The 15,118-nt window shown below is 53.9% G+C and carries 18 protein-coding genes; 7 read left to right on the top strand and 11 right to left on the bottom strand.

From position 1 onward, the window contains the following. Positions 1-190 precede the first annotated feature (190 nt). Entirely contained in the window at positions 191-1,141 is a 951-nt protein-coding gene (locus HHUB_RS15870; protein ID WP_059059198.1) for a hypothetical protein, read from the bottom strand. A gap of 143 nt (positions 1,142-1,284) precedes the next feature. Between HHUB_RS15870 and HHUB_RS15875 the strand changes: the two genes are divergently transcribed. Further along, complete coding sequence (locus HHUB_RS15875; RefSeq protein ID WP_059059201.1) at positions 1,285-1,845, top strand: TATA-box-binding protein; 561 nt, start codon at positions 1,285-1,287, stop codon at positions 1,843-1,845. An 89-nt stretch (positions 1,846-1,934) separates the two neighbouring features. Here HHUB_RS15875 and HHUB_RS15880 read toward each other — a convergent pair whose 3' ends face one another. Continuing rightward, complete coding sequence (locus HHUB_RS15880; protein WP_059059203.1) at positions 1,935-2,216, bottom strand: PadR family transcriptional regulator; 282 nt, start codon at positions 2,214-2,216, stop codon at positions 1,935-1,937. A 651-nt stretch (positions 2,217-2,867) separates the two neighbouring features. Here HHUB_RS15880 and HHUB_RS15885 point away from each other — a divergent pair. Continuing rightward, positions 2,868-3,782 (top strand): hypothetical protein, encoded by a 915-nt coding sequence (locus HHUB_RS15885; RefSeq protein ID WP_059059205.1) that lies wholly within the window; start codon positions 2,868-2,870, stop codon positions 3,780-3,782. Positions 3,783-4,037: 255 nt separating this feature from the next. On the opposite strand, the gene HHUB_RS16940 is transcribed toward HHUB_RS15885, so the two are convergent. The 5 genes from HHUB_RS16940 to HHUB_RS15905 form a co-directional block, all read right to left on the bottom strand. Continuing rightward, on the bottom strand, positions 4,038-4,607 hold the full coding sequence (locus HHUB_RS16940) for a hypothetical protein (RefSeq protein WP_157534044.1): 570 nt from the start codon (positions 4,605-4,607) through the stop codon (positions 4,038-4,040). Further along, the gene (locus tag HHUB_RS15895; RefSeq protein ID WP_059059210.1) at positions 4,607-4,807 is read right to left on the bottom strand and encodes a hypothetical protein; all 201 of its coding nucleotides are present in this window, start codon (positions 4,805-4,807) and stop codon (positions 4,607-4,609) included. Before HHUB_RS15895 ends, HHUB_RS16940 begins: the two co-directional genes overlap by 1 nt. 412 nt (positions 4,808-5,219) lie before the next feature. Continuing rightward, positions 5,220-5,468 carry a hypothetical protein gene (locus tag HHUB_RS16945; protein WP_157534046.1) on the bottom strand — a complete coding sequence of 83 codons (249 nt, stop codon included), beginning with the start codon at positions 5,466-5,468 and terminating at the stop codon, positions 5,220-5,222. Between the two features lie 6 nt (positions 5,469-5,474). Further along, entirely contained in the window at positions 5,475-6,068 is a 594-nt protein-coding gene (locus HHUB_RS15900) for a hypothetical protein (protein WP_059059212.1), read from the bottom strand. A gap of 104 nt (positions 6,069-6,172) precedes the next feature. Beyond that, positions 6,173-7,405: a hypothetical protein gene (locus HHUB_RS15905; protein WP_157534048.1), complete on the bottom strand. Its 1,233-nt coding sequence runs from the start codon at positions 7,403-7,405 to the stop codon at positions 6,173-6,175. A gap of 455 nt (positions 7,406-7,860) precedes the next feature. Here HHUB_RS15905 and HHUB_RS15910 point away from each other — a divergent pair, with 455 nt between their 5' ends. Both HHUB_RS15910 and HHUB_RS16950 read left to right on the top strand, forming a co-directional pair. Beyond that, complete coding sequence (locus HHUB_RS15910; RefSeq protein ID WP_059059216.1) at positions 7,861-8,136, top strand: hypothetical protein; 276 nt, start codon at positions 7,861-7,863, stop codon at positions 8,134-8,136. Continuing rightward, entirely contained in the window at positions 8,129-8,446 is a 318-nt protein-coding gene (locus HHUB_RS16950; RefSeq protein ID WP_157534049.1) for a hypothetical protein, read from the top strand. Before HHUB_RS15910 ends, HHUB_RS16950 begins: the two co-directional genes overlap by 8 nt. A gap of 60 nt (positions 8,447-8,506) precedes the next feature. Here the strand turns inward: HHUB_RS16950 and HHUB_RS15915 are convergent, their stop codons facing one another. Next, on the bottom strand, positions 8,507-8,851 hold the full coding sequence (locus HHUB_RS15915) for a hypothetical protein (RefSeq protein ID WP_238324131.1): 345 nt from the start codon (positions 8,849-8,851) through the stop codon (positions 8,507-8,509). A gap of 442 nt (positions 8,852-9,293) precedes the next feature. Between HHUB_RS15915 and HHUB_RS15920 the strand changes: the two genes are divergently transcribed. Continuing rightward, positions 9,294-9,557: an AbrB/MazE/SpoVT family DNA-binding domain-containing protein gene (locus tag HHUB_RS15920; protein WP_059059218.1), complete on the top strand. Its 264-nt coding sequence runs from the start codon at positions 9,294-9,296 to the stop codon at positions 9,555-9,557. Next, positions 9,554-9,967 (top strand): putative toxin-antitoxin system toxin component, PIN family, encoded by a 414-nt coding sequence (locus HHUB_RS15925; RefSeq protein WP_059059220.1) that lies wholly within the window; start codon positions 9,554-9,556, stop codon positions 9,965-9,967. The genes HHUB_RS15920 and HHUB_RS15925 overlap by 4 nt, the downstream gene beginning before the upstream one ends. Before the next feature lie 266 nt (positions 9,968-10,233). On the opposite strand, the gene HHUB_RS15930 is transcribed toward HHUB_RS15925, so the two are convergent. Both HHUB_RS15930 and HHUB_RS15935 read right to left on the bottom strand, forming a co-directional pair. Further along, a complete protein-coding gene (locus HHUB_RS15930; protein WP_059059222.1) occupies positions 10,234-10,695 on the bottom strand; it encodes a hypothetical protein in 462 nt (153 codons plus the stop codon). Continuing rightward, positions 10,695-11,687: a ParA family protein gene (locus HHUB_RS15935; protein ID WP_059059224.1), complete on the bottom strand. Its 993-nt coding sequence runs from the start codon at positions 11,685-11,687 to the stop codon at positions 10,695-10,697. The genes HHUB_RS15930 and HHUB_RS15935 overlap by 1 nt, the downstream gene beginning before the upstream one ends. A 1,063-nt stretch (positions 11,688-12,750) precedes the next feature. On the opposite strand from HHUB_RS15935, the gene HHUB_RS15940 reads away from it, so the two are divergent. Next, complete coding sequence (locus tag HHUB_RS15940) at positions 12,751-14,001, top strand: Cdc6/Cdc18 family protein (RefSeq protein ID WP_059059225.1); 1,251 nt, start codon at positions 12,751-12,753, stop codon at positions 13,999-14,001. A 508-nt stretch (positions 14,002-14,509) separates the two neighbouring features. On the opposite strand, the gene HHUB_RS15945 is transcribed toward HHUB_RS15940, so the two are convergent. Continuing rightward, a complete protein-coding gene (locus tag HHUB_RS15945) occupies positions 14,510-15,025 on the bottom strand; it encodes a DUF7260 family protein (protein WP_059059227.1) in 516 nt (171 codons plus the stop codon). Positions 15,026-15,118 lie beyond the last annotated feature (93 nt).

The raw sequence follows: 15,118 nt of genomic DNA on the forward strand, positions 1-15,118 counted from the left end.
GTCGGAGTGGCCCGCTGCCGTCGAGGATGCCCTCGCGTTCTGGTTCGCCAGGGAGCAAGGACACGCAGTCAAATCCGTCGTCATCTTCGACTGAATCGACGACGAGCGGGTGGTGGCGTCGTGGAACTATGCTGCTCGCGCCCAGAATCGCCTTCGACCATCGACATTACCCCGTAAGTTGTATTGCAGATTAAATGAGGTTAGTAAGGTCGTCCAACGAGGACACCACCTCTGTTCCGTACGTCTCGGTCAATCCAGCGCGTTCAGATTCTGTCCTCCAGACATTCTCAGTAACCACGATGTCACAGTACGGTATCGCCACCGCGAGCGAGAACAGGTCATACACATCGTTTGGTTTCCTGCCGTCTTGCAGGTCGGCTGCGTTAGTGAGCGTGACGTAGGTGTAGTTGGCTGGAAACAATCGGAAGAGGTCCTCTACGTCCTCGTCTCCTTGATTGACGTACTCTTCAAAATCGTAGACCCCGAAGTTGTAGTACAGGTTGCTCTCTACGAACCGTTGGGCGAGAGGGAGGAATACGGAATCATAGAAGTAGCTGTACTTGGCGTATCTGCGGCGTCTCGCGTTATCATCGAAGTGGTCATCCCAATCGTCGATAATCTTCTCGATTTCCTCGTGCAGCTCTGACTCCCAGTCCCCCGTTTCTTCGACGGTCTGTTCGACAGCACCGGTGGTCACCTCGAAGCCGCGGCGGTTCTGAAACATCTGGTTAAGTTCCTCGAAGACTTCTTGGTATTCACCCTCGGGGTCTAACTCCTCGCCGTCAATCGTCAGAGACCAGTCGCCGAAAAGGTCGTCAACCCCCTTCCCACGGACTCGTTCTTCAAGATCGTACTCAAAGTCACCCCCAATACCGCGCACGAAACGCTCTATCTCGAACGACTGCACATCGGTGAACGGCCGCAAGGAGTGAGTAGCGCTGAGTTCGAACATATAGTCAAACACCTCCTTGCGCATCTGTTCGTTCTCGAAGGTCGCCTCCTCGGTCAGGATGGTGTGGATGATGGGGAGCGCAATCTCTCCATTTTCAACGGCCATCTCAACCTGCTCCCGAACCTCGTCATCTTCGTCCCGCATATGGAGGTCAATCCACATATTCAGGTCGAGGTAGACGTACTCCATCTACCACCACCTGTTCGGGGACGGGTAATATTCGTTCTCCTGTACTTAGCGGCTTATACTCGAATCGATTAGCCGTTGAGGGCCTCACCAGCGCCACACATTTCCACCCGCTATTTAAGTGAGTTGTCCGACGAATATCCCATATGAGCACTCTGGCGGACACGATCCATATCGAGAACGTCGTTGCCTCCAGCGATATCGGCCAAGAACTCGCCCTCGACCAACTCTCCACAGACCTTCCCGGCGCCGAGTACAACCCCGAGGACTTTCCTGGAATCGTCTACCGCCTCCAGGAGCCCAAGTCAGCCACGCTGATTTTCCGCTCGGGCAAAGTCGTCTGCACCGGCGCGAAAAGCGTCGATGACGTTCACGAAGCTCTCGAGATCGTGTTTGAGGACATCCGCGAGTTAGGCATCGATGTCGACAGTAATCCGCCGATTGAGGTGCAGAATATTGTCTCCAGCGCGAGTCTCGAGCAATCGCTGAACTTGAACGCAATCGCAATCGGGCTGGGATTAGAGCAAATTGAGTACGAACCCGAGCAGTTCCCTGGCCTCGTCTACCGACTTGACGACCCCGACGTCGTCGTTCTCCTCTTCGGCAGTGGGAAACTCGTGATTACCGGTGCAAATGAATCTGAGGACGCACAGTCCGCACTGAAACACGTCGAAGACCGCCTCACTGAACTCGGCCTGCTTGAGTGAGTCCACGGAGCTATCGAGCGACTACCACGCGAAGGGGGCAGTGTTGCTGGAGTGAGTGACACCCATCCCCGAACGCTGGAAACGGGCTGTTACTCGGTGAAGTCGACGTACTGGGTTTCCCAGTCGCGACGTGCAGTAATCTCGCGGCGGCCACGCCGGGTGAGCGTATAGGAGTTTGTGCGCTTGTCGAGTTTGCCCTTCTCGAGGAGGCCTTTGTCGACGAGGTCGTCGAGGTTCGGATAGAGCCGGCCGTGATTGATTTCTTGTTCGTAGTAGTCGTCGAGTTCATCCTTGACTGCGAGCCCATGCGGTTGCTCAAGCCCAGCAATTACATACAAGATGTCCCGCTGGAATCCAGTTAAATCATGCATCCGTCTATGTGCCCTTCGACTGGGTTGAATAAGTCCCCTCTGATATCCTAGTAGGTGTTGCAGTCCCAGGGCCGAAATCCCAGAGCGACTCGAAGATGGGAACGATGAGGCCATCGAAATCGAGTGATCGGCGCGGCAGTCAGAAAATCGTCCGGAGTTAACCAACATTCCACTGGAAAGCGCTATTCTGTTGGTTAACAGTAATCGCTCTTATGTAGAAACACGGAAAGAGGCCGTCTACGTGTACTGGCTTCACGCTGCGCGACTTAGTTAGCGTTCAAATCGCCAGAAGATAGCAGAATTAGTTCCTGTCAGACCGTCTTTCCACAGCTCTACATAAGAGCGCTCCGTCTTAACCAACACGACAGAGATGGGGTGTGGTCTGTTGGTTAACAGATGGCGACCGCAACGCCATTCGGCCTTTAAGTAACTCTCGTTACAACGTATCTATATGAAGGGAGGACGGCCGTTCTACGCCAGCTAATTTCTGAGCCACGCGTGTGGCGATTTCCCCTCAGTTCGACGCGTTTCTGAGACACATCTACGCGAGCTGAGAGCAGGAAAGGCAGTCGGCCCTCCCTGACGGAGAAAGTACGAAATATGAAGCGCACTACTACATCAGCATCGGCTACAAAAACGACTAACGGTTCTATGACCCCCTCTCCATCTCCCCGCATCATCGGCGGTCACGCGAGCGAGGCAGGAGACGGGGCTCTGTCAGAGGAAGAATTGTACATCGACAAACATGCCGAGAAGGAGGTTTACGAGACGCCGGACGCGACCTCGATTGGCAAGCACGGTGAACGAAGCGAGCGAGAAGAACGCCTTCAGGAGGTGAACGAGGAGCGTGACCGGTTTTCGGATGGCTTCGCCGAACGGATGCACTATGCCGACCGTCGTCGGGTCGTCGAGGCGCTCTGTTCATCTCTCCCAGTTTCACAGACCGAGCAGGAACTCGCCATCTCTGCGTTCGAGGACTTAGACCTCGACCAGTTCGGCAACCAGAAAGCGGTCGAAAAAGTGGCATTCGCTACCATCAGACACGCCGTCGATGAACGGCGTATCGAGCACGGTGCCGACTGGGACGACCTCCTACGGGATAGCGACGAGTATCAGGACGCGAAAGAACGTGTTCTTCCGAACGAACGCGGGTTCATGAAGCTCTGCGACAAGGTCAGTGATGCAATTGAACGCATCCCCCTCGGTCCGCAATTCTCGACGACAATTCCTGGACGCGACCCAAACCTCCCTGACTCCTCTCGGAACCGCCCCTATTCGGGAGAGAATTGGTATCGCTTCTCTCCCGAAGCCTGGGAGCACACCGCGCGAAACTGGGATTCGCAACCAGAGTACGTGAAGGAGAAAGTTCCTGACGAGTACCGCGAGCTCGTTGAGCAACTGCGGCGATGGGAGCCGTGGAACGAAATAGACCAAGAAGCCGAGGAAGACGAGGAGGAGCCGAGCAGCCTCGACTCGGAGGGTAACTCCTCAGAAGACACCCGTACTGAGAGGGCCGAGGAGTTGCTTGACGAACTACAAGAGGAAATCGACCAGCACTCCGCCTGACGGATAACGGAGCATACACCATGATTCTGCAAGCACTCACGACATTACCAGCGACGGCTCTCGTGTTCGGTCTGTTCTCGCTGTTCGTTCTCCTAGCCTTCGCCGTAGCTTACGCTAAGCGAGACGTCACAATCGATATCACAGTTTTCGAGTTCCACTGACTCCCTACGAGGAAACAGCCGAGAACAGTCGCCCCGTAGAGAAATCTCCATTTACTGTTCCTAAAACCGGTATAGGAATATTCAGCCACCGTGGTCATCCTGAACTCGTGTCCATATTCACCTCGGCACGCCGCTCGATGACGTTCTCCATGATGGAAACTCCCCATTTGATTCCGCCACCGACGAAGACGTTCACCGCACCTGCTCCTGCAACAATATAGCCGAGATACGCCGCTCCAACGGCGCTCACAATCTCTAATTGGACCCCCGCGATATCTGCAGTCAGTGCGAGCATCATTAGCAGGAAACCGGTAAGTGCGCATAATACGCCAATTCGCAGTACGACAGTTCCGACGCCCCGCCCTTCCTCGCAGATGCGTGCGGCCCAGTAAATATCAGGGTTCACAGGGTCTTGCCGCTCATCTTCTGATAGGTACCAAGCAAGGTTCCCATCATTCCCGATTCGTTTTACATGTACACGCCCCTCTTCCTCAAGACCCCAGAGGCGGTTCCGAACAGTGTCCTCCTCCCGATCAACGCCTGGACTATCGCTTACCTCCGTTGTTCCGACGAACCCAGCATCGCTCTCGCGGATGACGTTGAGGATCTCTTCATCTACCCTCTTTTCTTCCCGATTGAGGGTGAGGTGTTCTCGGAGGCTCATTACAACCGGCCAACGATTGACCCAACGATTGCTGCAACGATACCGATTGCTAGCACAACACCGAGAAGGATGAGGAGAGCCCCCCACATGCTGAGGTTGTAGTTGACGGTGGTTTCGAGGGAGGAGCCGATAACTAAGAGTATGAACCCACCCATCACGAGAGCGATGACGCCCTCGATGCCCTCACTAATCTCACTCATTAGACTTCTCCCCCGTATTCAGCGCTGTCGCCGTTTGGTTCGACATGGTGGTTGTCACGACCATCACACGACACCCCAGGTGCCAGAGAAGTAAAAATCCCTTAGACCGTTAAATTAGGGCGGCAGACAGCCTGTACTCTGATTTTATCTTCGGCGTGGGCGGGGTCGCCTTCGGTGTGGGCGGAATACAGTTCGGCCCGGGCCGAATGGCAGATGGCGGTGGGTTTCGCTTATCTAGGCAGAAATTTCACAGATATTCCAATACCCCACTCTACAGGTGGATTTGACCGATCAGTCCAAGAGCTCGTCGAGAACGACAAAGTGGGGACTCGTCGGAGCACGGAGAGTGACGACTTGTTCGATAATACAGAGTCTCGTGCCGCTCCAGCTACGCCTGTGTCCGCGTCAAATTCTACTGAGTGAGGAGTGCTAGCAGGCCAAGGCCCGCGACGACACCGAGGCCGACGCCTGCTCCTGTCGCGGCAGCACGCCGGACTCCTGGGTCATTGTGAATCTCTTCTGCTAACGCAGTACCGACGTGTTTCCCGGCTTCCTGACCGAACTCTCGCACGAACACGTCCACGGCATCAGGTTCACCAGTCTGCTGGCGCGGCTGGTCGTCGACTTGTGCGGTCGTAACGGTCTGAGTAGTCCTTGCCATCGTTGATTAGATATCGCCGTCTGCGTCCTCGATACCGTCGAACAGTGAGTCATCACAGGATTCTTCGTCCGTCTCCATTACGGACTCGCCGGCGGCGGTCTGGTCTGTCGTGCTGGACGAAACCTCTTGGGTGGTCGTCCGTTCAGCGGTAGTTGATTCGTTGAACAGACCACGCGCAATTTCGGCGGCTGGCGTTTCCTGGTCGCGGACGCCTTCGGTCTTGATGATGACCCGTGCGAGAAGCTCGTCCATCTCGTTTGGCGGCTCCCCGTTCCGGGATTTCTCGAGGAAGTGGTCGATGATTCGCTGATGCTCGGCAAGCATCCGCTGCTGGCTCATCTCCTTGATGATCTCCACAGCTTCATTGACCATGTCGGCCTCGTCGAGAGCTTCGAGGACGCCAACAGCGGTCGCGCGTGTCTTCTCAATACGCTCGTGTTTCTCGACGGCAACTTCGTCAAGTTCCTCTGGGTCGATATCCACGTTCTGTTCCACCAAATCATCCATGAAGGCGTTCCAGGACGGTGAGCCCCATTTCTCTTTGACGGGTTCGAGGCGGGCTTTCACCTCCTCTGAAACACCGATGCTTGTCTCGGCCATCTGTGGTTAACCCTTTGTGAGTATGACTCCCTCAACCTTCGCGTATGAGTATACCATACGTCAGTATCCAGCCAACGAACCGGCGGAGAGGGTAGAACCTGCTGTTAAAACCCAGATGGGAACGAAAGTGAGGTGTGTGGGTGCGCTGAGTTCCGCGCATAAATTGTGTCGCCTCTCTGCCTCATCACATTCTGACTAACGAGCGTCGAGACATACTCCCGTGCTTTATCTCGAATCATCGATTCACGTTGCTGCGCGGCTTTGATAGTCCTCAGTCGACTCTCAAGCTCTTCCCACCCAACATCGATGTACTCGTCAATATCCATCCCATCGCTTCTAAGCAGGTGGTGGAACGCTTCCTGAAGCAAAATACTTGCCTCGCGTTCTGTCCGTCCGTCAGCGCGTCGCCAGAACGTGTTCACATGGAGTAAATGGAGCATTCCTCTCACAAGACGACGGTATCGATTAGGCAAGTCAGTCGCCCCAGGTGCGATCTTCTCCGGAGTAATCGCGGTCGGGACTTCATCAACGAGTTCGTCAAACCGGTTTCCATCCAACTCTAGCCTCTCATAAGCTGTACTCAGCCTCGGGATGAACTCAACCCGGTCTCTGATATTCAAGAACTTCAGTGCGCTCTCCAATTGACTGTGATTGGCTTCACAGGCGATTAATTTCCGTGTGTCAAGAACTGTTCCGTCGTGCGGATCGCGCATATGATCTCGCACATTCTCAGACGTTAGGTGCGAAATGATGACTGGATTGCTCTTTGGTGTTTTCTCGTTCGAGACCTTCTCTGCCTGCTTGATCTTACCCCGTTTCCCATTGTGGCTCTCCATCGTGAGCAGTTGAATCCCACTGTAAACCTGGAGTGGGAACCACTCCCCGTTCAGTTTCAATAAGCCGTCGACTTCGTCGGGCATCCCCCGAAGAATATGTGTGTAATTTCCCTTCGGGTAGATGTCCATGAAATCGCCGTTAAGCAGGGTTCTCTCCTTGGCTAGCGCGACATAGAGAGTGAACTCTGGGAGCGTTGCTTGCCCCGGATTATTGCGATACTCATAAAATGTCTCTGTAGCTCGCTGAACTCTCGTCCCATCCAAATTTAGATCGTCTGATGAGTCGTATATATACGGGACTCCGCCTACATGCTCTTCGGCCAGATCTCCTCTGTCAATCATCTTCGCGAGATAGCTGCCGGACTTATTCTGATATATCCCTACTCCTTCTAACTCTAGTTGGAATATACTGGTTGGCCATGCAGGAAAGGCTTTGACGCGATTTGTCGCTGTATCTTCGATAAATTCTTCAATCTGCTGGGTGGCCGATTGACTGTTCAAACTATCCACCCTGATTTAATATAGGCCGGTCCGCAGGGGTAGACGATACTAGTCCACTCTCTCTTCATTGCTTAGTATCGGGTCGTGTCTATGGGTTAATAAATGGCCAAGGGTGTGTGCTGAGTACGTACCGAGAAGGTATTGCCGACTTGTCTGATAACTCGGAAACAATCCTCTGATTTATCCGGTAAGCGGTCCGCTTACTCCCCTGACCAGCACCATTTAGTGCGAGGTTCTTTTACGAGTCTGCATGAGAACACACACCGAGGTAACTACTCTCAAGGTGGCGGACGCTGTCGGCCGCAGGTACCGAACAGCGTACGCTCAGATGAATGGCCCAGAAGAAAGCGGCGATAGGACGTTACGGAAAGTCTGTAATAGCTCCTGGCTCCCCGCCAATACTCCAGAAACGAGCGAGTGCCCAGATAGCGACGACCACGAGATAGGTGAAATCGATGACTAACACGAAAACGTTCGTCGTGTATACAGACGGTCCGTCGGGATCCTATCCATACGGTGTCTTCACCAACCGTGAGGCCGCCAACGACGCCCGAGAAGCCATCATCAAGAAACTTGATTCCGGAATGAGCGACGTCCTTGATGACGAATCAAGAACACTAGCACACCAACTGGCGGGAACACTCGATGCACAGGTAAAAATCAAGGAGTGCGAGCTTCGCGATGAATTCATCGAATCTGCGATTGACGACCTCTTCGAGGACTATGACTAACGATGATCCAAACGAAGAGGCGGCGGGACATCACAAAGTCGTAATCCGAGAGAACTCCCAGGGAGAGCGTGACCTCGGCTACACTACTGGTTCAGATCCGCCAACGTCCCGAAGTCCGGCGGATTACGGATGGGGAACCGAGTTGAAAACGCCAGCATTCGACGACGTCCGCGACGTCGTTGACCTGGAGGCACACGAACCCGGGACGCATGTCGCCACGATTCACTACGACCTGGATGCTTGGGAATATACGGTAGAGTTCCTCGTTGAAACGAATCGAGGACCGGACAGCGATGTTACCTCCAAGTAAGCCTTGCAGTAGTATGTCTATCCGCTTCAATATCAGTGCACTTGACGGTAGTTGCGCGTTCTACTCGCCGGCTTCGACTGGGGACTTGTACTTAGATTTGACCTGATCGCCGGCCCGCCACTGATAGTAGTAGTAGCGGTTGTTGTTGATCTCCTTGATGACGACGCTGGCTTTCGCAGGAACATCGACAGGGCGGTCGTTATCCTCCTGGCTGTCCTCACGCACGACATCTTCTTTGTCCATCTCAGCAGCTGCCTGTGCTGCTTTCCAGTCGGCCAGATCCTCAGCGTGCTCAGCGATCTGGCGAAGCGTCTCGGGACCCTGGCGATCGAGGCCATCGAGGATGTACTGGGCGATGTTGTCCGGTGGATTGGGGCGTGTGTGGGCCATCGTCTTAACCAACATTAGGATGACTAGGTCGTAATAGTGTTGGTTAAGACTGCCGAGAAAGAGAAACTACTGCAGGCGTTTCACAGAGGATACACCGAACGTGGACGAGTAGCCGTCACCGGGCGGTGTCTGGATGATCGACGCGCCAACCTTAACCAACACTTTGCACGTATCGGTTCAGATTGTTGGTTAACTCTGGCCGGGCCGCTCTGAAGAGTCTACAGAACGCGAGCGAGGGCAGGAGTTGTGGCTGGTTCGAGAAGCCGGTACAGGATAGGAATGTCTCCCCCACCCCACCGCTTCCGCTGTTCTTTAGATCTTCTAGGTGGCAAGCTTCCCGCTGGTATCGCTAGCTCTAGTTGATCTCTGCTCACGCTGTTTGTGTCTCTGGCTCGTAGTACTGAATAGCCGATGGATTCAAGACCATGCGTAAGAAATCCTTACGTAGAACTATCTAATGAGCACCGACGATCCTGAAGTAACCACCGTGACATCGAAAGGCCAGATCACGATTCCAAGCCGGCTACGGGAGGAATTCGGCCTCGAAAGAGGCACGAAGCTAATGGTCGTCCCAACCGACTACGGGCTCGTCCTAAAGAAACTCGAACTCCCGTCAGTCGAAGAGTTCCAACAGCGGGTCGAAGAGCGAGCCGAAACAGTCGAACTGTCGATGGAGGAAGTTGATGAGTTAGTGCATGAAGCGCGGGGATCTGGTGAATGAAGGCGGTTCTTGATACGAACGTACTCATCTCAAGCGTTATCGCGACCGGCGTCCCACACGACGTCGTCGTCAAAGGCTTTAGCAGTAAGTACCAGATCATCGTCTCCGTCGAGACCCTCACAGAGTTTCGCGAGACGCTCCTCAAGTATCCGGACCGGTTTGGAATGGACGAAGACGAAGTCCAACAGGAGGTTGAAACGATCCGCTATTTCGCGGAGTTTGTCGAGCCGGATGAAGAGATCACCGCTGTTGAAGACGATCCTGACGATGACAAGTTCCTCGAAGCCGCTGTTGCTGGCAACGTAGATTATGTTGTTTCTGGTGATCAGCACCTCCTCGACCTAGATTCGTTCCGTAATATCGAAATCATCGACCCCCGAACGTTCTACGAGCAGCTCGAAGCAGAGTGAACCGCCTTGGACCATTCGTCTTTAGGTAAGACTCACACCACGGTTACGTAGCGGTAGCGAGCGTCTCTGGTAAGATCGGTCGCTGCTGGTGGATCTTCTGTCCATCTTCGATCAGCTGCTCTATCAACGGCGGTGGCGAGTAACCGAGGTACCATCCGTCTTTACCTAAGTCAGAACCGCCTGACAGCGACTCGAACCCACACGCGTACACCACAAGAAATCCGTAATCGGCATCATTCGTCCTTGCCACTGCCTACGTTACTCAGTCAATCAAGTTCTCCGTAGCCGTCTTCCTGCATCAACTCGGCGACGAGTTCCGGCCGCTCATGAGCGAGCACCAGAGCATACTCTCGTGCGTCCGTTTTCGCCACGTCGGTCGTCCCCAGCTCTTCCGCGAGGTTATTGAGGAACTCGGTCTCGGTGTCTGCAACATCGTCGCGAACATGGATTTCCAGTCGCGTGTCGCGCTCATCGCCGACGTTACTCCGCCGCACGAAGTAAGGGTATGTCGGTGACTCTTCGGTCGAATCACTCTCAGTTTCAGACGATGCGTCTGTCACGCTACCAGTGTTGTCGGAGTCGCTGGAGCCGGTCGAAGTCGTGTCGGCGTCCTGTTCGGGGGTGGCTGTGGGGGCTTCTCCGGACTGACTCTTGGCATCGGTTTCCTCGTTGCTCTCAGAGTCATCCTCGAAGCTCAGGTCACCAGAGCCCTTCTTCATGCCTCCCATTAGTTAGTCACCTCAGGTTCGTTTCCGAGTGCTGGCTCAAGTGTTACGTCCTCGTGGTCAGTGATATTCAACAGCAGTTCCTCATCGAAGTCCTCGTCGAAGGTTTCGGTCGCGATGAAGGCCGCTAGAGTCCACAGTTTCTCGAGTGTTTCCAGCTCCCGGTCGGAGACGCGACGCGGCCCCGGCTCGGAAACCATCTCGCCGTTGACTTCGTGGGTTTTCCAGCGCTCTTCGACGACCTTGAACGCAGACCCACGCGCTTCCCACATTTCATCCATCATGCTTTCGCGGTCACCGATTGAGACGGGCGTCGCGAACTCCTCTGTGGCGTCGAATTTGCGCTGGTACTGCTGGTGGGCGTTCGTTTGTCCTACGCCACTCGGCACGACGCAAGAAAGTCCGACCTGAATGTCGAGCTTCTCCTCCATTCCAGTGACCAGTTGTTCGAGGCCGTCGAGGCTCAAATTCCCCTTTCCGGCTGGCTTGACAGGCGCAACGAGTGTTCGGAGGGCGAAAATTGAGTTATACAGCAGGTCTTCTGCCCTAGCATTTGGGTCGATCAGAACAGCGTCGTACTCGTTCTGCAGTTGTTCTTCCTTCCAGAGGAGGTCGTGGAGGAGTTCAAACCGGGGGTAGTCTTCTCTGTCCATGCTCTCCATCTGTGCCTCGTAGGTGATTTTCTGCTCGAGATTGCTGGTAAAATCACCAAGCATGTCGTGACTTGGAACGATGTCTACGCCCTCGCTGCTGGTCTCGATGAGATCTCCAAATTCACCCTTTGGCCGTTCGAGGATGTGTCGGACGATGTTGTCGGCGTCTGGGTCGCTGCGATGTTCACCGACATCGAAGAGGGTCGTCAGGTTCCCTTCTTGTGGGTCCAGGTCGATGACAAGCGTGTCTAGGCCCGCGCGTTGGAATGCAACCGCGAGGTTACCGGTTGTTGTGGTTTTGAACGTCCCTCCGGATTCGGAGTAGACGACTGCGGATAGCATACACTCCCCGATATGGTCGGCTGTTACATTAATCTGTGGCAGATATTTGTGCCAAATGGCTGTATCTCCTGTCTGTAACAGATGTCTGTAATCAGTGGCTGCTACGATTGTTTACTGTGAGAAGGAGGCAACTGGGCTAATCCGCCACGGATTCCTATAGCAGATATCTGTTACAGATAACTGTAGCAGATATATGTAACAGGCGGTAGTCGGTAGGAAACAGCGAGGTTTCTCACGGCATCGTGCCGATAGATTGAGGTGCTTCTTGGTTTGCAGCCCGGTCAGCATGCTAGGACTACTGGCGTTCACGAGAACCGCGTTCCCGTGCAGCCCATCAGAACGCAAAGCATTCTGAGGACAGGTCCACACTGCCGCTACACCTATCCCTGAGAGGTGGTCGGGTTACCAATATAATCCGATCAGGTGAGCGGTCGTGCCGCCTCAGTGTCCGACATGCGACGAATGCGTTCTACAATCGGAGTTTCCGCTGGGCGTGGATTGGTTGAGCGTTGTCGGATTCACGTTTCCTGGAGAGAGATTTTCTCTTCAAAGATAGATGGTCTCGGGCACACACCCCAGGTGTCGAGTGTAAATCCATACGAGAAGCAGGAGAGACAGGCTGATACTCGCGTTTTTGTTCTGGAAGAATAGAAAGAAGGAGCTAGCCGCTCCTTTTCTCTTTTACTTTGTTGCAGTACGGTTATTGTTTTACTGCTAATGACTTATACCTTTCCCCTAGTATAGCCTGTTTTGGGAATCCCCACATCATCTGTAATCTGCTACTAATACTGTATAGCGTTGTAAGCGTCTTTACCTGGGTATTTTAGGGACTTACATTCGACACCTGGGGTGTGGGTGTCTCAGAACCGTGCCGTAATTACTGCCACACATGTCACGGTTTACACTCGACGACCGCCCCTCAATCTTCATCCGACGGATGGTGTGGGAGACTTCACTTAAATCCGACTATAGGGCGTAAAAGTCCTGATTTTCGGTGTTTACATTCGACACCTGGGGTGGAGGGACCTGTGGATTTATATGCATTCAACCGGGTGTCGAGTGTATGGCCGATAACACCGGGTCGCAACAATCACTCAACGACATCTGGGCGAGCGAGGACGCCATCTTCGCCAGGAAAGAACTCCTTGACATCGACCATATTCCCGACGAAGACCGAATCATCGGCCGTGACGAAGAAATCGAAGACGTTGCCTCCAGCATCCACCCCGCAGTCCGTGGCAAATCCCCACGAAACACACTCATTTACGGGAAAACCGGGACTGGGAAATCACTCGTAGCGAAACACGTCACACAAAGCGCCAAGCAATTCGCTGAAACCAACGATACAGACATGGGGCGTGTCTACATCGACTGCACGCAATCCACAACGGAAACCCGCGTTGTCATCAATATCGCTCGAAACCTCAACAGCCCAGAGGCAACGAACATCTCGATTCCCGTTACCGGACTCTCAACTGACGTCTACTACCACCGACTCTGGAATATCCTCGACGAACTGTACGATGTTGCCGTTATCATCCTCGACGAGATTGACAAACTCAAAGACAGCGAGATACTAATGCAACTGTCACGCGCCGGGGAAGCTGGGAAAGTCGACTCCTGTAAAGTCGGCATCATCGCCATTAGTAACAAGATCTCGTTCAAAGATACGCTCGATGAACGCGTGCTCAGCAGTCTGCAAGACCGGGAATTCGTATTTCCTCCATACGACGCCAATCAACTCCGAAATATCATGCATAACCGGTCTGACGCGTTCCACGATGGTGTTCTCACAGATGATGTGATTCCATTAAGCGCTGCATTTGCTGCGCAAGAACACGGTGATGCTCGGAAAGCGCTCGATATCCTTCGTAACGCGGGAGAGCTAGCCAAAGATGCTGGAGCGGACCAAGTCTTGGAGGAACACGTTCGAGATGCACGGGAGAAAGCGGACATCGATCGGTTCGCACAACTTCTCGAAGGGCAGCCACCGCAGATTAAAGCCACCGTGTACTCTCTTTCACTCCTCGCAGACAACAATCCTGACGAGAGCGAATTTTCGACACGCCAGATATACGACGTATACAAGCAACTTACGGCACTCTTAGATATGGATACACTCTCACATCGGCGGATGGCTGACCGGCTCGGTGAACAAGTGTTCCTTGATATTCTTGGCCGGTCTGAACGCGTCGGTCGTGGCCGCGGGCAAGGTGTTACACATTACTACTTCCTGATGGAAGATCCGGAGGTCGTTAAGCAAGTTATTCACCAGGATGACCGGTTTGCTGACGTCAATAACGTGAGCATTTAACGTGCTAGGAGCAGACAACTGATTTCATTCGACACCTGGTGTGTCCCACCGCACTCTGTAACATTGCCAGCTCCGCGGGGCTTTCTAATACTGTCGTACATACGTCAGACACGTCGTTATGAGGCATTTACATTCGACAGTTGGGGTGGTGAACCACCCAGCCTGCTCGCTCACAGCGATGCGGCTCGCTCGTCTAGAATGTGAATTCTTCCTTGATGATGCACTTTACAGCCACTGAATGGCATGCATCCGCGACCGTCGGGAATACTCTCTCCCAGGCGTATCTTTAGCCATCCTAGCCTACCAACTAAGCCGCGCTGAAGCATGTACACCAGTCAAATTGAGAACTGCTGAATGACGAAGCCTTCGAAATCCGATGAATGTGATGCCGATAACTGTTGAAAGCCGTCTCTCGGAAATCAGATTCGCGTACCGAGTTGCAAGAAATCTCCCGATGATTCCCTCAAGATCTCTGGCACCTAGCGTTACGAATGGAACGGATGATTTGTCACGAATTCCGTCTCCCGGGGTCAGCCGCGTTCGTGGTTCCCGGTCTGGTTGAGCGTTCGAGGCTGACAGCTTCCCGCGTCCGCGCGACCGCCGTCAACACCGGGTACGTCCACGACTCGTTCTCGTATAGGTACGCGCACAGGGAGTGGTCGTCGAAGCGAGGAACTGAGTCTCGTTGCTGAATCGTTCGCTGGCGGCGCTGCGTGACGGCGTCGAGCTGTTCCGTGAACGACTCGCAGTGCCACTCCGGAATTATCGTCGTGTCCAGCGCGGCGAAGATGTCCTTGAGATCCGTCCACGCCGATTCAATTGACCGTGCTTCCTCGTCGATGGTTTCGAGGAAGTTCTCACGTCTTTGCGCGGCTTCCGCTGCTACCTCTATGAGTACGTGCTTGTACGCCGCAGTGAACGACACCGACGACTCGGGTCGAACGCCCTCAGCAATCTTCGGGCCGAACTCGCCGGCGAGGTGTTCGATGAGCGATTCATCGTACGTGTCGTCGTAGTGTGGCATGTTTAGGACAGTTTCGTGGTAGGCAGTACGAACGCGGTCGACTCTGTCGGTCGTAGACGCGTGATTCGAAATTTGTGGAACGTCACGCCCAGA

This window comes from Halobacterium hubeiense, assembly GCF_001488575.1.
Taxonomy (GTDB): Archaea; Halobacteriota; Halobacteria; order Halobacteriales; family Halobacteriaceae; genus Halobacterium; species Halobacterium hubeiense.

Bases quoted from the DNA above. Each gene is read 5' to 3' on its own strand.
- HHUB_RS16950 (WP_157534049.1), top strand. From the start codon at position 8,129: ATGACTAACGATGATCCAAACGAAGAGGCGGCGGGACATCACAAAGTC.
- HHUB_RS15880 (WP_059059203.1), bottom strand. From the start codon at position 2,216: ATGCATGATTTAACTGGATTCCAGCGGGACATCTTGTATGTAATTGCT.
- HHUB_RS15930 (WP_059059222.1), bottom strand. From the start codon at position 10,695: ATGGGAGGCATGAAGAAGGGCTCTGGTGACCTGAGCTTCGAGGATGAC.
- HHUB_RS15940 (WP_059059225.1), top strand. From the start codon at position 12,751: ATGGCCGATAACACCGGGTCGCAACAATCACTCAACGACATCTGGGCG.
- HHUB_RS16940 (WP_157534044.1), bottom strand. From the start codon at position 4,607: ATGAGCCTCCGAGAACACCTCACCCTCAATCGGGAAGAAAAGAGGGTA.
- HHUB_RS15885 (WP_059059205.1), top strand. From the start codon at position 2,868: ATGACCCCCTCTCCATCTCCCCGCATCATCGGCGGTCACGCGAGCGAG.
- HHUB_RS15870 (WP_059059198.1), bottom strand. From the start codon at position 1,141: ATGGAGTACGTCTACCTCGACCTGAATATGTGGATTGACCTCCATATG.
- HHUB_RS15925 (WP_059059220.1), top strand. From the start codon at position 9,554: ATGAAGGCGGTTCTTGATACGAACGTACTCATCTCAAGCGTTATCGCG.
- HHUB_RS15915 (WP_238324131.1), bottom strand. From the start codon at position 8,851: ATGTTGGTTAAGACGATGGCCCACACACGCCCCAATCCACCGGACAAC.
- HHUB_RS15920 (WP_059059218.1), top strand. From the start codon at position 9,294: ATGAGCACCGACGATCCTGAAGTAACCACCGTGACATCGAAAGGCCAG.
- HHUB_RS16945 (WP_157534046.1), bottom strand. From the start codon at position 5,468: ATGGCAAGGACTACTCAGACCGTTACGACCGCACAAGTCGACGACCAG.
- HHUB_RS15945 (WP_059059227.1), bottom strand. From the start codon at position 15,025: ATGCCACACTACGACGACACGTACGATGAATCGCTCATCGAACACCTC.
- HHUB_RS15895 (WP_059059210.1), bottom strand. From the start codon at position 4,807: ATGAGTGAGATTAGTGAGGGCATCGAGGGCGTCATCGCTCTCGTGATG.
- HHUB_RS15875 (WP_059059201.1), top strand. From the start codon at position 1,285: ATGAGCACTCTGGCGGACACGATCCATATCGAGAACGTCGTTGCCTCC.
- HHUB_RS15900 (WP_059059212.1), bottom strand. From the start codon at position 6,068: ATGGCCGAGACAAGCATCGGTGTTTCAGAGGAGGTGAAAGCCCGCCTC.
- HHUB_RS15935 (WP_059059224.1), bottom strand. From the start codon at position 11,687: ATGCTATCCGCAGTCGTCTACTCCGAATCCGGAGGGACGTTCAAAACC.
- HHUB_RS15910 (WP_059059216.1), top strand. From the start codon at position 7,861: ATGACTAACACGAAAACGTTCGTCGTGTATACAGACGGTCCGTCGGGA.